Here is a 15,219-nt window from a genome sequence, read left to right on the forward strand (position 1 = left end):
CGCATCGTCAATAGCCTCCATCAAGACGCCCGCATCATCATGCGGGCGTCTTTTTATATCCACGTCACGCGATAAGCTAGTGGCGGTGGCGATCACTCATCACGTCGGTCATTTGTTCACGGATAGCGTCAGCCAGCTGCTCATAACGTCCTCGTAGCGGCGAGCCAGGACGGTAATCGAGCGTGATTTGGCGAGATGGCGTTGGTGACGTGGTGGGTATATACACCACACCATCTCGCTTATCAGCAGGAACAGACAATTGTGGTAATAAGGTGATCCCACTTCCTGCGGCCACCATGTTGCGCAAGGTCTCTAAACTCGTGGCACGAAAGCGTTGATCTTCACGCGCGCCCACTTTAAAACAAAAACCCATCGCTTGGTCACGCAAACAATGGCCATCACCGAGCATTAATAAGGTTTCGCCTTGCAGCACATCTAACGCCACCTCGGCACAATCGGCGAGGTGATGCTTTTCATTGACCGCGAGCAGCATCGGCTCGTCGTAAAGAGGCAGCTCTTTTAAATGCTGGGTTTCTTCTACAGAGGCCAAAATGATGCAATCGAGTTTGCCCTCTTCCAGTTGCTGTACCAACTGCTGCGTCTGTCCTTCGTGGATAAACAACTCCAGCTCAGGGAAACGATCACGCAGTAGCGGGATAATTTTCGGCAGCAGGTAAGGGCCGACAGTGGGGATTAAGCCAATATGCAAAGGACCGGTCATGCTTTCCCCTTGCTCACTGGCCAATTCGGTCAAAATTGTGACCTCCCTCAATACGTTACGTGCCTGTTGTACTAACCTCATACCGGCATCGGTGAATAACACACGACGGCTGGTTCGCTCTAACAAACTCACACCCAGCTCATCTTCCAGCTTGCGAATTTGCCCGCTTAAGGTCGGCTGGCTGACAAAACAGGCTTCAGCTGCTTTGCGAAAATGGCGGTGTTCAGCCAACGCGACTAGATACTCCAAGTCACGAATGTTCATCGTTGCCTCTTCTATAGGGGATAACTATCAAAACCATAGCATCAAGCGATTAGAGCTATCAATCTTATTTAGCAATACTAGACCCATCAAAACACAGCGAGTCACTTCTCGCTTAACTACTTAGATTGAAAACAAAAGGAACGATTCATGACAGCAACAAAAGAAGGTCAGCCCGTACCACAAGTCACCTTCCGTACTCGCGAAGGCGACCAATGGAAAGACGTAAGCACCGATGACATCTTTGCCAATAAAACCGTGATTGTATTCAGCTTGCCAGGTGCGTTTACCCCAACGTGTTCATCTTCGCACCTGCCACGCTATAACGAGCTGTACCCTGTTTTTCAACAGTACGGCGTCGATGACATTGTCTGTGTGTCCGTCAACGACACCTTTGTGATGAACGCGTGGAAAGCTGACCAAGACGCCGACAACATCCATGTCCTGCCTGACGGTAATGGCGAGTTCACTGATGGCATGGACATGCTGGTCGATAAAAACGATCTTGGCTTTGGCAAACGCTCATGGCGCTACAGCATGCTGGTGAAAAACGGCGTGGTCGAGAAAATGTTTATCGAACCCAACGAGCCAGGCGACCCGTTCAAAGTGTCTGACGCTGACACCATGCTTGACTACATCGCCCCTGAACACAAACTGCAAGACTCGATCACCGTGTTTAGTAAGCCAGGCTGTCCGTTCTGTGCCAAAGCCAAGCAAACACTGATCGACGAAGGCCTTCAGTTTGAAGAAATTATCCTTGGCAAAGACGCTACCACGGTTTCTTTGCGTGCGGTCAGCGGTCGCGCCACGGTGCCACAAGTGTTTATCGGTGGCCGTCACATCGGTGGCAGTGAAGAACTCGACACCTATCTAAACCAGTAATCCGCTGTTTGGGCGGCATTGTTGCCGCCCGTTATTTCCCCAGGAGAAAGCAATGAAAACATTAACGGTTGACGTGGCTGTGATTGGTGGCGGGACCGCCGGGCTCGGTGCTTATCGCGCAGCCAAAGCGCATACGGATAACGTGGTGATGATTGAAGGCGGCCCTTATGGCACCACCTGTGCACGGGTTGGCTGCATGCCATCCAAACTGTTAATTGCGGCGGCTGAAGCGGCGCACCACATCGACAAAGCGCCCGGCTTCGGTGTGTATCCCGGCGGCACCACGGAAATTAATGGCCGTGAAGTGATGGATCGAGTGAAACGCGAGCGTGACCGCTTTGTCGGCTTTGTACTGGAAAGTGTCGACGATATCCCCGCCCAAGACAAAATCGACGGCTATGCGCGTTTTATCGATGATCACACCTTAATGGTCGACGATCATACTAGTATCCATGCTGATCGCATCGTGATTGCGACAGGCTCGCGACCAAGCTGGCCGTCTGCTTGGGATCACCTTGGTGATCGTTTAGTGGTTAATGATGATATTTTTGAATGGGACGATCTGCCTGACTCGGTTGCGGTATTTGGTCCTGGCGTGATTGGTCTTGAACTGGGGCAAGCGCTGCATCGCCTCGGGGTCGAGATGACTATGTTTGGCGTCGGCGGCCAAGTGGGCCCGCTGACCGACCCAGAGATCATGGCATATGCGGATAAGACCTTCAGCGAGGAGTTTTATCTCGACGCCGATGCCAAGGTGGAAGAGATGGTACGTGAAGGCGATAAGGTGCAAATCCGTTATCGTGATAAAGAGGGCGAGAGCCAATTGCGTTGGGTCGACTATGTGGTTGCCGCCACCGGTCGTCGCCCCAATGTCGACAAACTTAACCTTGACGCGACCAGCATCAAAGTGGATGCCCGCGGGGTGCCGGTTGCCGATAGTTATACCCTGCAAACCACGGCAGCGCACATTTTTATTGCCGGCGACGCCAGTAATCAAATTCCGTTGCTGCACGAAGCGGCTGACCAAGCGCGCATTGCTGGTGACAACGCGGGGCGCGGTAAAGATATTCGTGCTGGATTGCGCCGCAGCAAGCTCTCTGCGGTCTTCTCTGACCCGCAAATTGCGATGGTGGGCGAAAGCTACAAAGCAATTACCGACCGTCTCGGCCCCTGCGGCTGCTTTGAAACCGGCGTGGTCTCTTTTGAAGGGCAAGGCCGCTCACGGGTGATGCTGCGCAACAAAGGCTTGTTACACGTTTATGCCGAACAAGGCACTGGCCGTTTCTTGGGCGCTGAAATGATTGGCCCGAACGCCGAGCACTTGGCCCACTTGTTGGCATGGGCACATCAAAACCAAATGACCATTTCGCAAATGTTGGATATGCCCTTCTATCACCCAGTGATTGAAGAAGGCGTGCGCACCGCGCTGCGAGATGTGAATGCCAAGCTCAAGCTCGGTCCTGAAATGATCAAACACTGCATGGACTGCGGCCCTGGCTGCTAATCCACTGCCCTTTTCGCCGACGTTCGGCGCTTTACAGGCACTGCCTGTTGCTTCCCCAAGCACTTGCTTACCTTTGCCCTCCTTCGCGGAGGGCTTTTTTGTATCCCGCGGTTCACTGCGTCACAATAAGCTATCGCCGTTACCGACCAAGAGAAACCACATGGCTTGCAAATACTGTCAATCTAGCATTTGGAAGCAGAAGCTGGGACGCTGCACGCGCTGTATGGCCCAACTTGCTATCATGTCTGCCATACTTTGGCCGCTTTGGTGGTGGGCCTATGCCGACACACCACGACAAGTGGAGTCGATTGCCTTGTTGTTCGCCGCCGGCAGTGCCAGTGCCTTGCTCACGCTTCATTTATTAATTTATCCATTTCGGCGCAACAGAAAGCGGCCCTAAAGCCGCCCCACACTTTTTTACTCAATCTCTGCATGTGAGAAGGTCGAGATCGTGGCTGGCCCAGCAATGTTATAAGTTAGCGCCACTTCGTCACAGGCGTGGAAGCGAGGACAGATTTCACAATCTTTCATGACTTTCTCAGGCAGTTGCGATTTCGACACTGGGGTAAAGCCTAATTGGGTGAAAAACTCTGGCACTCGGGTGAGGACAAAGACTTGCTCAATCGCCATTTGCTTGGCTTTTTTAATCAAGTGCATCATCAACGCCGTACCGTGACCTTGGCGCTGCCAGCCAGCTTCGATTCCCAAAGAGCGAATTTCTGCCAGCCCTGAGTCGTAAATATACAGCGAGCCGCAGCCGGTCAAATCCCCTTGATGCTCGGATACCGCAAACAGACCGATATTACGCACCAATTCATGGCGATCACGAGGTAAGTTCTCCCCCAACTTCGCCCAATACACCACCATGCCTTCGATGGTATCGAGATCCGTCAGCCGCGCTGAGCGCACCGTGACTTTGGGGGTAAAGCGCTTATCCAAACGCTTTTGCGCTTCTTGAATGGCAAAGCTAACCTGCTCGGGCGCGACCCCACCGAGTGCACGACGTTGGGCCAAGCAGGATTCAATCGTGAGCATGGCATACACATCGTCTTCAATCACCGGCGAGAATTGCTGCAAGGTGGCGAGTGGTAGATCTTCCAGTCCACAGCCTTGCTCAATAGCGGACACCACCGCCACACCCACAATATGGTGCGCTTCACGGAACGGGATCCCTTTGCTCACCAAATAATCAGCCAACTCGGTCGCATTGGCATGACCTTGCTGCGCCGCTTGCAAGGTTTTGTCTTTGTGAATGGTGATACCTTCAAAACACAAGGCGGCCATGTCCAAACAATCATGCCAAGTATCCATGGCATCGAAGAGTCCTTCCTTGTCTTCTTGCATGTCCTTGTTGTAAGCAAGCGGCAAGGCTTTGACCGTCATCATCATCGCCGACAAAGCACCGTACACCCGCCCCGTTCGGCCACGTATCAACTCTAGCGCATCGGGGTTTTTCTTTTGTGGCATCAGCGACGAGCCTGACGTCACCGTATCCGCCAGCTCGATAAACCCTGACTCGCCCGAATTGTAGAAGATCATATCTTCGGCCATCCGCGATAAATGCAGCATCGACATGGATGCGGCGGACATCATCTCCATCACATGGTCTCGGTCTGAGACCGAATCCAAACTATTACGGGTGGCGCGTTTAAATCCCAGATTTTGTGCCAAGGCATCGCGGTCAATCGGGTACGCGGTGCCTGCCAGCGCCCCAGATCCTAACGGGCAGGTATCAAGACGATTAAGTGCATCTTTTAAGCGGGTAGTGTCGCGCTCAAACATCTCCAGATAGGCCAAACACCAATGGGCAAAGGTCACCGGCTGTGCACGCTGTAAGTGGGTATAGCCGGGCAACACGGTATCATGGTGTTGGCTGGCCACATCCACCAGCTGCTGCTGAAGCTTGTCGAGAGACAGCAAGATTTGCTGGCCTTGTTGCCGACACCAGAGTTTAAGATCCGTGGCCACCTGATCGTTGCGCGAGCGTCCGGTATGCAGCTTTTTGCCCAAATCCCCGACTTTATCGATCAGTTGCTGCTCGACCCAGCTGTGAATATCTTCGGCGTCTGAGTTTAAGATCTGCTCAGGATTTTCCATCACCGACAGCTTGAGCTCATTGAGCGCCAGCTCCAATTGCTGTTGCTCGTCATCACTCAGCACGCCCACTGAACGCAAGGCTTTCGACCAAGCAATGGAGCCCACAATGTCTTGCTCTGCTAGGCGATAGTCAAAGCGCAGTGAATCGTTAAACGCTTGAAACCGTTTGTCGGCTGCCTGACTAAAGCGTCCGCCCCATAATGCCATGCTGTCTCTCCTTACTGCTCACGATGCTTTTTTAATTAGGATTGTTTTTGTTTGTTCAGCGTACGAATCCGGCTCGACAGCGAATACAAACGGATAAAGCCTTCGGCATGGCTGTGATCGTAGACATCATCATCCCCAAAGGTGGCAAAGTCTTCCGAGTACAAGCTATTGGTCGAGCGCTTTTGTACCACAGTCGCTTGCCCTTTATAGAGCTTGATCACCACCTCGCCCGTTACCGGCGCGGCAAGAGAATTGGCCGCGGCAACAATCGACTGGCAAAGCGGGGTAAACCAACGCCCATCATAAATCAGGTGAGAGGCTTTTAAACCGAGCTCCTCACGGAACTGATAACTCTCTTTATCCAGCACCAGTTGTTCAACGCCGCGCAGCGCTTCCATGATGATGGTGCCGCCTGGGGTTTCATAGCAGCCGCGGGATTTCATCCCCACCAAACGGTTCTCAACGATATCAATCCGCCCCACCCCTTGGGCTGCCCCTTTGTCGTTCAGCAGCGTCAGCACGTCATAAGGCGACATGGACTCACCATCGACCGAGACCACTTCCCCGCTTTGTACACCCAAGGTGACAAACTCAGGCGTGTTGGGTGCCTCTTCCGGTGCCACTGTCCATACCCAGCAATCTTGGTTGGCCGCTGTCCAGGTATCTTCCAGCACACCGCCTTCGGTTGACACGTGCCAAGCATTGGCATCACGTGAATAAATTTTCTCAAGGCTCGCCGTACAGGGAATGTCGCGGGCGGCCAAGTAATCGAGCAAGGCTTCACGACTGGTGAGATCCCACTCCCGCCACGGCGCAATCACTTTCAGTTGCGGCGCCAGCGCGGAGAAGGTGCTCTCAAAACGAACCTGATCGTTCCCCTTGCCGGTACAGCCGTGGCAAAGTGCATCCGCCCCGACCTCAAGAGCGCACTCGACCTGTGCTTTGGCAATGATCGGACGCGCCATCGAGGTGCCTAGTAGATATTTACCTTCATATACCGCACCGGTTTTTAGGCTAGGGTAAATATAATCTGCCACCATTTCGTGTTTCAGATCGGCGATAAAACACTGTGATGCCCCAGAGGCGAGCGCTTTTTGCTCAATGCCTTCGAGCTCTTGTTCGCCTTGACCGACGTCGGCAACAAAAGCCACCACCTCACAGTCATAGTTTTCTTTTAGCCATGGAATGATAGCCGAGGTATCCAATCCACCCGAATAGGCCAGTACCACTTTATTTACCTTGCTCATCTTGCTCTCCTTAAATCCTAAATCGACGGTGTCGTCGCGTCGTTATACGTCTTATTAACTGGCGCTAAACCGGGTACCGATTTGCTGGCCATCGAATAATTGCGTGAGTTTTTCTGGATAGCGCCAGGTGGCAATCTCTACCGGTTTACCTAATTCGCGGGCGGCGGCAAACGCGGCGTTGACCTTGACCACCATGCCATCGGTGATCACGCCTTTTTCCATCAAGTGCTGTGCATCTAACTCGGTGAGGCAAGGCAGTAAGTGGCCTTTGCCGTCTAACACGCCGCTGACATCTGACAGCAGCACCAGCTCAGCGCCTAGCGTGGTTGCCACCGCCACCGCCGCTTGGTCGGCGTTGACATTCATCAGCTCACCTTGGTCACTGATGCCAATCGAGCTAATAATGGGGACACAATCGGCGGCCAATACCGCCTGTAGCAGGCTAGGATCCCCGGCGCTAGCTTCCCCCACTGCACCTAGTTCAGGGTCCAGCTGACTGACCTGACACAAGCCGCCATCGGCCAAGCTCAAGCCACAGCTTTTAATCTTCGCCTTACGCGCTTCGGCTAACAGCAGCTTATTCGCCGTCCCGGCGAGGGCACCGGTGACATAATCAATCTGGTCGGCCGGCGTGACCCGCAAGCCTTGTTTTTTCACACTGGTGAGGGCGAGCTTTTTGAGTAGCTCATCGACCAAGTAGCCGCCACCGTGCACCAGCACTAACGGACGCTCAGCCTCACTACGGTAGGTGTTGATCGCGCCGAAAACCTTGGCGAGAGTCTCGCTGCAGCTCAGTGCCGCGCCACCTAATTTAATCACTAATGGCGTTTTCATCCGTTTCTCCTAGACAATCGCTGTGGTTTCGGCAAAGCCAAACTTAAGGTTTAAACATTGCACGGCTTGGCTGGCCGCGCCTTTGAGTAAGTTATCGATCGCACTGGTGAGGATCAGGTGCCCATGCGCGGCCTGATAACCAATATCGCAAAAGCCGGTATGCTGCACCGCTTGCAGCTTGGCCACCTCACCGGCTGGGAGCACCCGTACCAGCGGCGCCTCTTGATAGGCGTGAGAGAGTGCCTGCCCCACCTCGGCCTCACTGACACCTGGGGCTAATTTGGCGGTAATGGTGGCAAGAATGCCGCGCTTGTAGCTGCCCAGGTGCGGGGTGAAAATCACCGGCGTATCGAGGTGTGCGGCAATTTCTGGCTGATGACGATGAGAAAACACCCCGTAGGCATGCAGGCTCACTTCGCAAAAACTGTTGGTCAGGCTCGCTTTGCGCCCCGCGCCCGTCACGCCGCTAGTGGCATTGATCACCGGCCACATTTGTTTATCCAACAAGCCTGCATCCAGCACAGGTTTGAGCGCTAATTGACTGGCGGTGGGATAGCATCCCGGCACGGCGACCAGCTGTGCTGCCGATAATGCTTCCTGTTGCCACTCCGCCAAGCCATACACGGCTTGCTCAAGCCATGTCGGTGATTGGTGCGCAAAGCCGTAATGGGCAGGATAAAAATCGGCTTGATTGACCCGATACGCCCCCGACAAATCAAACACCACGCAACCTTGAGCCAGAAAAATCGGCGCCAAGTCATGACTGACCGCGTGCGCGGTGGCTAAAAACACCACATCGGCTTGCTTGGCGACATCCTGTGGCGAGGACAACGGCATCAGTGGCCTATCCACCACGCCACGCAGTTGGCCGTGCAACGCGCTCACAGGGCGATTAGCGTCTTCACTGCCTGCCGAGACATACAAACCGGCCAAGTGCAATTGCGGATGGCGATGGACAAGGGCAATAAGCTCGGCTCCTGTGTAGCCACTGGCACCGACAATAATGGTGTTAAGTGTCATGGGTGTCTCTCTTTATGGGTGTTTAAGGCGTGCTGCGGGGCAGCAGAGGATCGAGGGCGTAGCCGATAGCCACGCAAAGCAGGCTAGCGTCGTCGAGCAGAAAGGGCGTTGTGTTTGGCAGCGAGTGGCATCATGGTCAACTCTCAATTAAATATTTTTATTCATAAATAGTGAATGGTTATTTTTTATCGCATTCCCGTTTGGCCGTCAACCCCAAAAAGCGTAAAAAATCACTTTTAATGTCTATTCATTCATATTAGAGCAATAATTCCATCTAACCATGCAAATGACACTGACGCTATTCACGAGAAAGTCGCGATATGGCGGGCGCGGAGAAGCCCTCGGAAGACTGGCAAACCTGAAAGCTGAAACTTTTTTTCAGCTTTTGGGGTGGCTCTATGATAAGCATCAAATCCGGCGGCCAGTTTTCGCGCTAATTTGCGGTTAAGTTGACCCGATCGCGCAATATTCGCTAGATTGGTTCTTTACAGTCACAGTAGGATGTAACTTTGTTACAGAATGGATACGCTATGAACGAAAAGTACTCTGCCTTAAAAAGCAATGTCAGTATGCTTGGCCGCCTGCTGGGTAACACCATCCAAGATGCCCATGGCCCCGCACTCTTAGAAAAAGTTGAGGAAATTCGTCAGCTCTCAAAATCGGCTGCCGCTGGCAATCAGGACGATCATGCTAAGCTGAAAACCGTGCTGCAAAACTTGCCGGCTGACCAACTGCTTCCGGTCGCCCGCGCCTTTAGCCAATTTTTGAATCTGACTAATATCGCCGAGCAATATCACACCGTCTCGCGTCAATGCGACGCGCTGGAGTGCAGCCCGGATGCTATCGACGATTTACTCCGCCGTGTCAGCCAAGGTGAGATTAATGCCAATGACGCGCAACAAGCGATCGCCGATTTAAAAATTGAGTTAGTCCTGACCGCTCACCCGACCGAAATCGCACGCCGTACCACCATTCATAACTTGGTGCAGATTAATAAGTGCTTGTCGAAGTTAGAGCTCAGTGAACATTTGGGGGCGGCAGAGCGTGCCAAAACCGAGAAACGTCTCGAGCAGTTGATCGCCCAAGCCTGGCACACCGATGTGATCCGCCAAGACCGACCTACCCCGCTTGATGAAGCCAAGTGGGGCTTCGCGGTGATTGAAAATTCACTGTGGCAAGCGGTGCCCGCGTTTTTACGCCAATTTGATCAGCAGCTTGAAAGCCATCTCGATATCAACTTGCCCATTGATGCCAAGCCAGTACAAATTTCCTCGTGGATGGGTGGCGACCGCGACGGTAACCCGTATGTCACCAGCGAGGTCACCCGTGAAGTGATGCTATTATCACGCTGGAAAGCGGCGGATTTGTATTTGCGCGATGTCCAGGATTTGATCAGTGAACTGTCAATGACCCAGTGTGATGACACTGTGCGTGAGATGGCCGGCGAGGCACACGAACCGTATCGCGCCATCCTCAAAACTTTGCGCAGTCAGCTAACTCACACCCTGAGCTATTTGGACGCCAAACTGAAAGGCGAGCGCGCCTCCTCACAAGGGATCCTGACCGACACCCAGCAGTTGTGGCAACCATTACTGGCGTGTTATCAGTCTCTCCACCACTGTGGCATGGGCATTATTGCCGACGGCAAGTTGCTTGATGTGCTTCGCTGCGTGCAATGTTTTGGTGTACACCTGATCAAGCTTGATATTCGCCAAGAAAGTACCCGCCATGCCGATGTGCTCTCAGAAGTGACCCGTTACTTGGGGATGGGCGATTACGCCCAATGGAGCGAGCAAGACAAGCAAGCCTTCTTAACCCGCGAGCTGGCGTCTAAACGTCCGTTGCTGCCACGTGATTGGTCACCGTCACCTGAGGTACAAGAGGTGATCGACACCTGCCGCGTGATCGCCGAACAGCCGCGCGAAGCCTTGGGTGCCTATGTGATTTCCATGGCACGCACCGCCTCCGACGTGCTGGCCGTGCATCTATTGCTGAAAGAAGCCGGCTGCTCGTTCCGTATGGACGTGTGTCCGCTCTTCGAAACCTTGGACGATCTGAACAATGCCGAGGCAGTGATTGGGGAGCTGCTAGCCATTGATTGGTACCGTGGCTTTACCCAGAACGTTCAAATGGTGATGATCGGTTACTCGGATTCCGCCAAAGACGCTGGGGTAATGTCTGCCGGGTGGGCGCAATATCGCGCCATGGAAGCCTTGGTCAATTTATGTGATGAGCAAGGAGTTAATCTCACCCTTTTCCATGGCCGCGGTGGCACCGTGGGTCGCGGTGGGGCGCCCGCACATGCGGCTTTGCTCTCACAGCCTCCTCGCAGCCTAAAAGGTGGCCTACGGGTGACCGAGCAAGGGGAGATGATCCGCTTCAAGCTAGGGCTGCCCGACGTCGCCGTTAACAGCTTAAACCTGTACACTAGCGCGATTTTGGAAGCGAACTTGCTGCCACCGCCGGAGCCTAAGCAAGAATGGCGTCAGCTGATGGACACCTTGAGTGACATCTCCTGCCAAGCCTATCGTGATGTGGTGCGTGGTCATGAGCAATTTGTGCCTTACTTCCGCTCTACCACGCCGGAGCTTGAGTTAGGCAAACTGCCATTGGGATCGCGCCCTTCCAAACGCAATCCCGATGGCGGTGTCGAGAGCTTGCGCGCGATTCCTTGGATTTTCGCCTGGAGTCAAAATCGTCTATTGCTGCCGGCTTGGCTAGGCGCTGGACAAGCGATCGATCACGCCATTGCAAAAGGCCATAAAGCCCAGCTAGAAGAAATGTGCCGCGAATGGCCGTTTTTCTCCACCCGTCTTGGGATGCTGGAGATGGTGTTTACCAAAACCAACTTAGACATTGCCAAGTACTATGATCAGCGCTTGGTCGACGAAAGCCTCTGGCCGTTGGGTGAATCCTTGCGGGATCAGTTGCGCCAAGATATCCAAGTGGTACTGGCGGTGGAAAACAGCGATAACCTGATGGAGCAAAACCCGTGGGGGGCGGAAGCGATTCGCTTACGTAATATTTACGTCGAGCCACTCAATATGCTGCAAGCCGAGCTGTTATACCGTACGCGTCAGCAAGCGGATCCGGACCAATCGCTCGACGATGCCTTGATGATATCTATCGCGGGGATTGCCGCCGGCCTGCGTAATACCGGCTAATCCTTGTTAGTCAAGCCGTACCCTCGGGTGCGGCTTTTTTGTTTTTGTATCGATTTGTCGTGTCACAGAGACCGCTGCTCGTTTTTTTTCGCTAAAGCGTCAGCGAATGCTTGCTGTTACATTGATAATATTATTACTATTGAAGGTCGCACTGACGCGACCCAACAACGCAAAGGAATTGCCATGAAAGACGAAACCCTCTCGATTCATCACGGCTACCAGACCGACCCCACCACCAAATCGGTGGCCACCCCTATCTATCAAACCGTCGCTTACGAGTTCGATAATGCCCAACACGGTGCTGACCTGTTCAACCTTGATGTGCCAGGCAATATCTACTCTCGGATAATGAACCCGACCAACGACGTGTTGGAGCAACGGGTGGCGGCATTAGAGGGCGGTATCGCGGGGCTTTGTGTCAGTGCTGGTGCGGCCGCCATCACCTATACCATGCAAACTCTCGCCAAGGCCGGTGATAACATCGTCGCCACACCACAGCTTTACGGGGGCACCTATACCTTGTTTGCCCATATGCTCCCCGAGCAAGGCATTGAAGTACGTTTTGCCCCCAGTGACGACGCCAGTGCGATTGAGGCGCTGATTGATGACAACACCAAAGCGGTATATTGCGAGTCGATTGGTAACCCTGCCGGCAATATCGCGGATATCCCCGGTTTTGCCAAGGTCGCTCACGCGCATGGGGTCCCCTTGGTCGTCGATAATACCGTCGCCACGCCTGTTCTGTGCAAACCGATTGAGCATGGTGCCGATATCGTGGTGCACTCACTCACCAAGTACATTGGCGGTCATGGCACTACCCTTGGCGGTATAATTGTCGATGGCGGCACCTTTGACTGGGTGGCACGTCAAGCCCGCTTCCCGCAATTCTCACAACCGGAGCCGGCCTATCACGGCGTGGTTTATAGTGAGACCTTTGGCCCAGCCGCGTTTATTGCCCGCGCACGTACAGTGCCGCTACGTAACAGTGGCGCGGCCCTCTCGCCGATGAATGCTTTTATGTTGATGCAGGGGTTAGAAACCTTAAGCCTACGTATGGAGCGCCATTGCGAGAACGCCAAAGCCGTGGCCGATTACCTTGCCAATCACCCGGCCGTAGCGTGGGTCAACTATGCCGGTCAACTCAATCACCCTCATTACCAACGTGCTAAGTCGCTTATCCGCGGTGGACTGCCGGCCTCATTGCTGTCATTCGGCTTAAAAGGCGGCTTTGACGAGGGAGTGAAATTTTATGATGCGCTGAATCTTTTCAAGCGCTTGGTGAATATTGGTGATGCCAAGTCACTGGCGTGCCATCCCGCCTCGACCACGCACCGCCAGTTGAACGAGCAAGAGCAAGCGAGAGCCGGGGTGACACCCGAGATGATCCGTCTTTGTGTCGGCATTGAGCATATCGATGACATCATTGCCGACTTAGAACAAGCCTTGGCGACGGCGAAATAGCCCAAAGAAGGCTAGCCGCTCCCGGGCTAAACAATCGTTGTACCAACAAAACTGTGGATATAAGAGATGTCACTTCCCCATGTAATACTGACAGTGCTAAGCAACTGTGAGGCGACGGGTTATGATATTACCAAGGCGTTTTCCACCACCATCAGTAATGTGTGGAAAGCCAGCCATCAACAGGTATATCGTGAACTCAATAAGCTCGCCGATCGAGGTGCGGTCACCTACCGGCTTGAACCGCAAGTCGGGAAACCGGATAGAAAGGTGTACGCCATCACGCCTGTTGGCACCGACATGCTAGAAGCGTGGTTTATTCAAACGCCCAAGTTAGCGCCACCGCGTGACGAGTACGTGGCAAGATTACTCAGTTGTGAGGTGCTCGACCCCGCTCCCATGCTGGATCATGTGAATAACTTGATTGCCGAGTCTCAGCAGCTACTTAATCACTATACGCTACTGGAACAACGTGAATATGGCCAAGTCACACTACTGACCTCACAACAACGTTTAATGCGCCTCGCACTGCGACGCAGTATTCATCAACGCCGCGCCTGGTTGGCCTGGGCGCAGGAAGTGCGCGACGAACTCACTATGCTCGCGGCCAGTGCTTAATCAATACAACAAACACAACACGCAACCTAATACGCCCCGACATAACCGGGGCGTATTTTTAAGGTGTGACCGCAAGTGGGCGAACCCCCAAGGTATGACACAGGGCATAGGTTAATTCCGCACGGTTAAGGGTATAAAAGTGAAAATCTTTCACCCCTTCGCGGCTTAGCACCCGCACCATATCAAGCGCAATCGAGGCGCCCACCATCTGGCGCGTGACGGGATCATCTTCCAATCCTTGATACTGTTTGTGCATCCACTGCGGCACACGCACATTGGTCATCTTGGCAAAGCGTGACGCCTGCTTGAAGTTAGAGACGGGCAAAATCCCCGGCACAATCTCCACATCAATCCCCGCGGCCACACAGCGGTCACGAAAGCGCAGATAGCTTTCAACATCGAAGAAAAACTGGGTAATCGCCCGGCTGGCCCCCGCATCCACTTTGCGTTTAAGGTTAATTAAATCCGCCTGTGCGCTTTTCGCTTCTGGATGTACCTCAGGGTAAGCGGCAACCGAGATATCAAAGTCATGCTCCTCTTTGAGCAAACGCACCAAGTCCACCGCATACATATCCGGCTTTTTCTCTGGCGAGGGTAAATCCCCGCGTAACGCCACAATGTCACGGATGCCATTCTGCCAATAGTCGCGGGCAATGTGGCGAAGCTCATCTTCAGTGGCATCAATGCAGGTTAGATGAGGCGCCGCGGCGATACCGGTTTGATCATGAATGCTTTTCACGATGTCATGGGTGCGATCACGCTCACCCGAGTTGGCGCCATAGGTCACCGACATGAACTTAGGTTTGAGCGCTTTTAAGCGATGCACGGAGTTCCAAAGCGTCTCCTCCATGGTTGGGGTGCTGGGCGGAAAAAACTCGAATGAGACATTAATATCGCCATCTAAGTCAGCAATATTCTGATTGAGTGCATCAATGTGGCCTGCGTGCGTGTAGCTCATATCCTCTCCCTGACACCGAACGGCGCTGTTCAGTATGACTGTATCTGCTGTGTTTTATACTTATACGTTTAGACGTCCATATGTCTAAAGATTGTCGTGATTCGATGAAAATGTCAACGATACGGGCCATGAAAAATACTCATGGTGTGATGAAGATAGACGACGCGGCCACCAAAATGCGCCTAGATTGCCCATGTTTCACACAAAAAAAGCTGTCTACGCAACGCGTAGACAGCTTGATCACGGTT

General features: G+C 53.3%; 12 protein-coding genes. 6 read left to right on the forward strand and 6 right to left on the reverse strand.

What is annotated here, in order from left to right; genetic code table 11:
* Positions 1-76: 76 nt before the first annotated feature.
* Complete coding sequence (gene oxyR, locus C7A19_RS04775) at positions 77-985, reverse strand: DNA-binding transcriptional regulator OxyR (protein WP_077458674.1); 909 nt, start codon at positions 983-985, stop codon at positions 77-79.
* 147 nt (positions 986-1,132) lie between these two features.
* Between oxyR and C7A19_RS04780 the strand changes: the two genes are divergently transcribed.
* The 3 genes from C7A19_RS04780 (at position 1,133) to C7A19_RS04790 (ending at position 3,768) form a co-directional block, all read left to right on the forward strand.
* The gene (locus C7A19_RS04780; RefSeq protein ID WP_069361864.1) at positions 1,133-1,864 is read left to right on the forward strand and encodes a glutathione peroxidase; all 732 of its coding nucleotides are present in this window, start codon (positions 1,133-1,135) and stop codon (positions 1,862-1,864) included.
* A 52-nt stretch (positions 1,865-1,916) separates the two neighbouring features.
* Positions 1,917-3,368 (forward strand): dihydrolipoyl dehydrogenase, encoded by a 1,452-nt coding sequence (locus C7A19_RS04785; RefSeq protein WP_116644323.1) that lies wholly within the window; start codon positions 1,917-1,919, stop codon positions 3,366-3,368.
* A gap of 160 nt (positions 3,369-3,528) precedes the next feature.
* A complete protein-coding gene (locus C7A19_RS04790) occupies positions 3,529-3,768 on the forward strand; it encodes a DUF3624 domain-containing protein (RefSeq protein ID WP_116644324.1) in 240 nt (79 codons plus the stop codon).
* 17 nt (positions 3,769-3,785) lie between these two features.
* Here C7A19_RS04790 and argH read toward each other — a convergent pair whose 3' ends face one another.
* Genes argH through argC form a run of 4 tightly spaced genes read right to left on the reverse strand, consistent with a single transcriptional unit; the run spans position 3,786 to position 8,773 of the window.
* Entirely contained in the window at positions 3,786-5,672 is a 1,887-nt protein-coding gene (gene argH, locus C7A19_RS04795) for an argininosuccinate lyase (protein WP_116644325.1), read from the reverse strand.
* A 35-nt stretch (positions 5,673-5,707) separates the two neighbouring features.
* On the reverse strand, positions 5,708-6,919 hold the full coding sequence (locus C7A19_RS04800) for an argininosuccinate synthase (protein ID WP_116644326.1): 1,212 nt from the start codon (positions 6,917-6,919) through the stop codon (positions 5,708-5,710).
* A 54-nt stretch (positions 6,920-6,973) separates the two neighbouring features.
* On the reverse strand, positions 6,974-7,753 hold the full coding sequence (gene argB / locus C7A19_RS04805) for an acetylglutamate kinase (protein WP_069361870.1): 780 nt from the start codon (positions 7,751-7,753) through the stop codon (positions 6,974-6,976).
* 9 nt (positions 7,754-7,762) lie between these two features.
* Positions 7,763-8,773: an N-acetyl-gamma-glutamyl-phosphate reductase gene (argC, locus tag C7A19_RS04810; protein WP_116644327.1), complete on the reverse strand. Its 1,011-nt coding sequence runs from the start codon at positions 8,771-8,773 to the stop codon at positions 7,763-7,765.
* A 530-nt stretch (positions 8,774-9,303) separates the two neighbouring features.
* Here argC and ppc point away from each other — a divergent pair.
* The 3 genes from ppc (at position 9,304) to C7A19_RS04825 (ending at position 14,013) form a co-directional block, all read left to right on the forward strand.
* Positions 9,304-11,937 carry a phosphoenolpyruvate carboxylase gene (gene ppc, locus C7A19_RS04815; protein ID WP_116644328.1) on the forward strand — a complete coding sequence of 878 codons (2,634 nt, stop codon included), beginning with the start codon at positions 9,304-9,306 and terminating at the stop codon, positions 11,935-11,937.
* 183 nt (positions 11,938-12,120) lie between these two features.
* On the forward strand, positions 12,121-13,398 hold the full coding sequence (locus tag C7A19_RS04820; RefSeq protein WP_116644329.1) for an O-acetylhomoserine aminocarboxypropyltransferase/cysteine synthase: 1,278 nt from the start codon (positions 12,121-12,123) through the stop codon (positions 13,396-13,398).
* A 66-nt stretch (positions 13,399-13,464) separates the two neighbouring features.
* A complete protein-coding gene (locus C7A19_RS04825) occupies positions 13,465-14,013 on the forward strand; it encodes a PadR family transcriptional regulator (protein WP_069361874.1) in 549 nt (182 codons plus the stop codon).
* A gap of 58 nt (positions 14,014-14,071) precedes the next feature.
* Here the strand turns inward: C7A19_RS04825 and metF are convergent, their stop codons facing one another.
* Positions 14,072-14,971: a methylenetetrahydrofolate reductase gene (gene metF, locus C7A19_RS04830; RefSeq protein WP_069361875.1), complete on the reverse strand. Its 900-nt coding sequence runs from the start codon at positions 14,969-14,971 to the stop codon at positions 14,072-14,074.
* Between the last annotated feature and the right edge of the window lie 248 nt (positions 14,972-15,219).

It is taken from the genome of Salinivibrio sp. HTSP, from assembly GCF_003390965.1.
Classification (GTDB): domain Bacteria; phylum Pseudomonadota; class Gammaproteobacteria; order Enterobacterales; family Vibrionaceae; genus Salinivibrio; species Salinivibrio kushneri.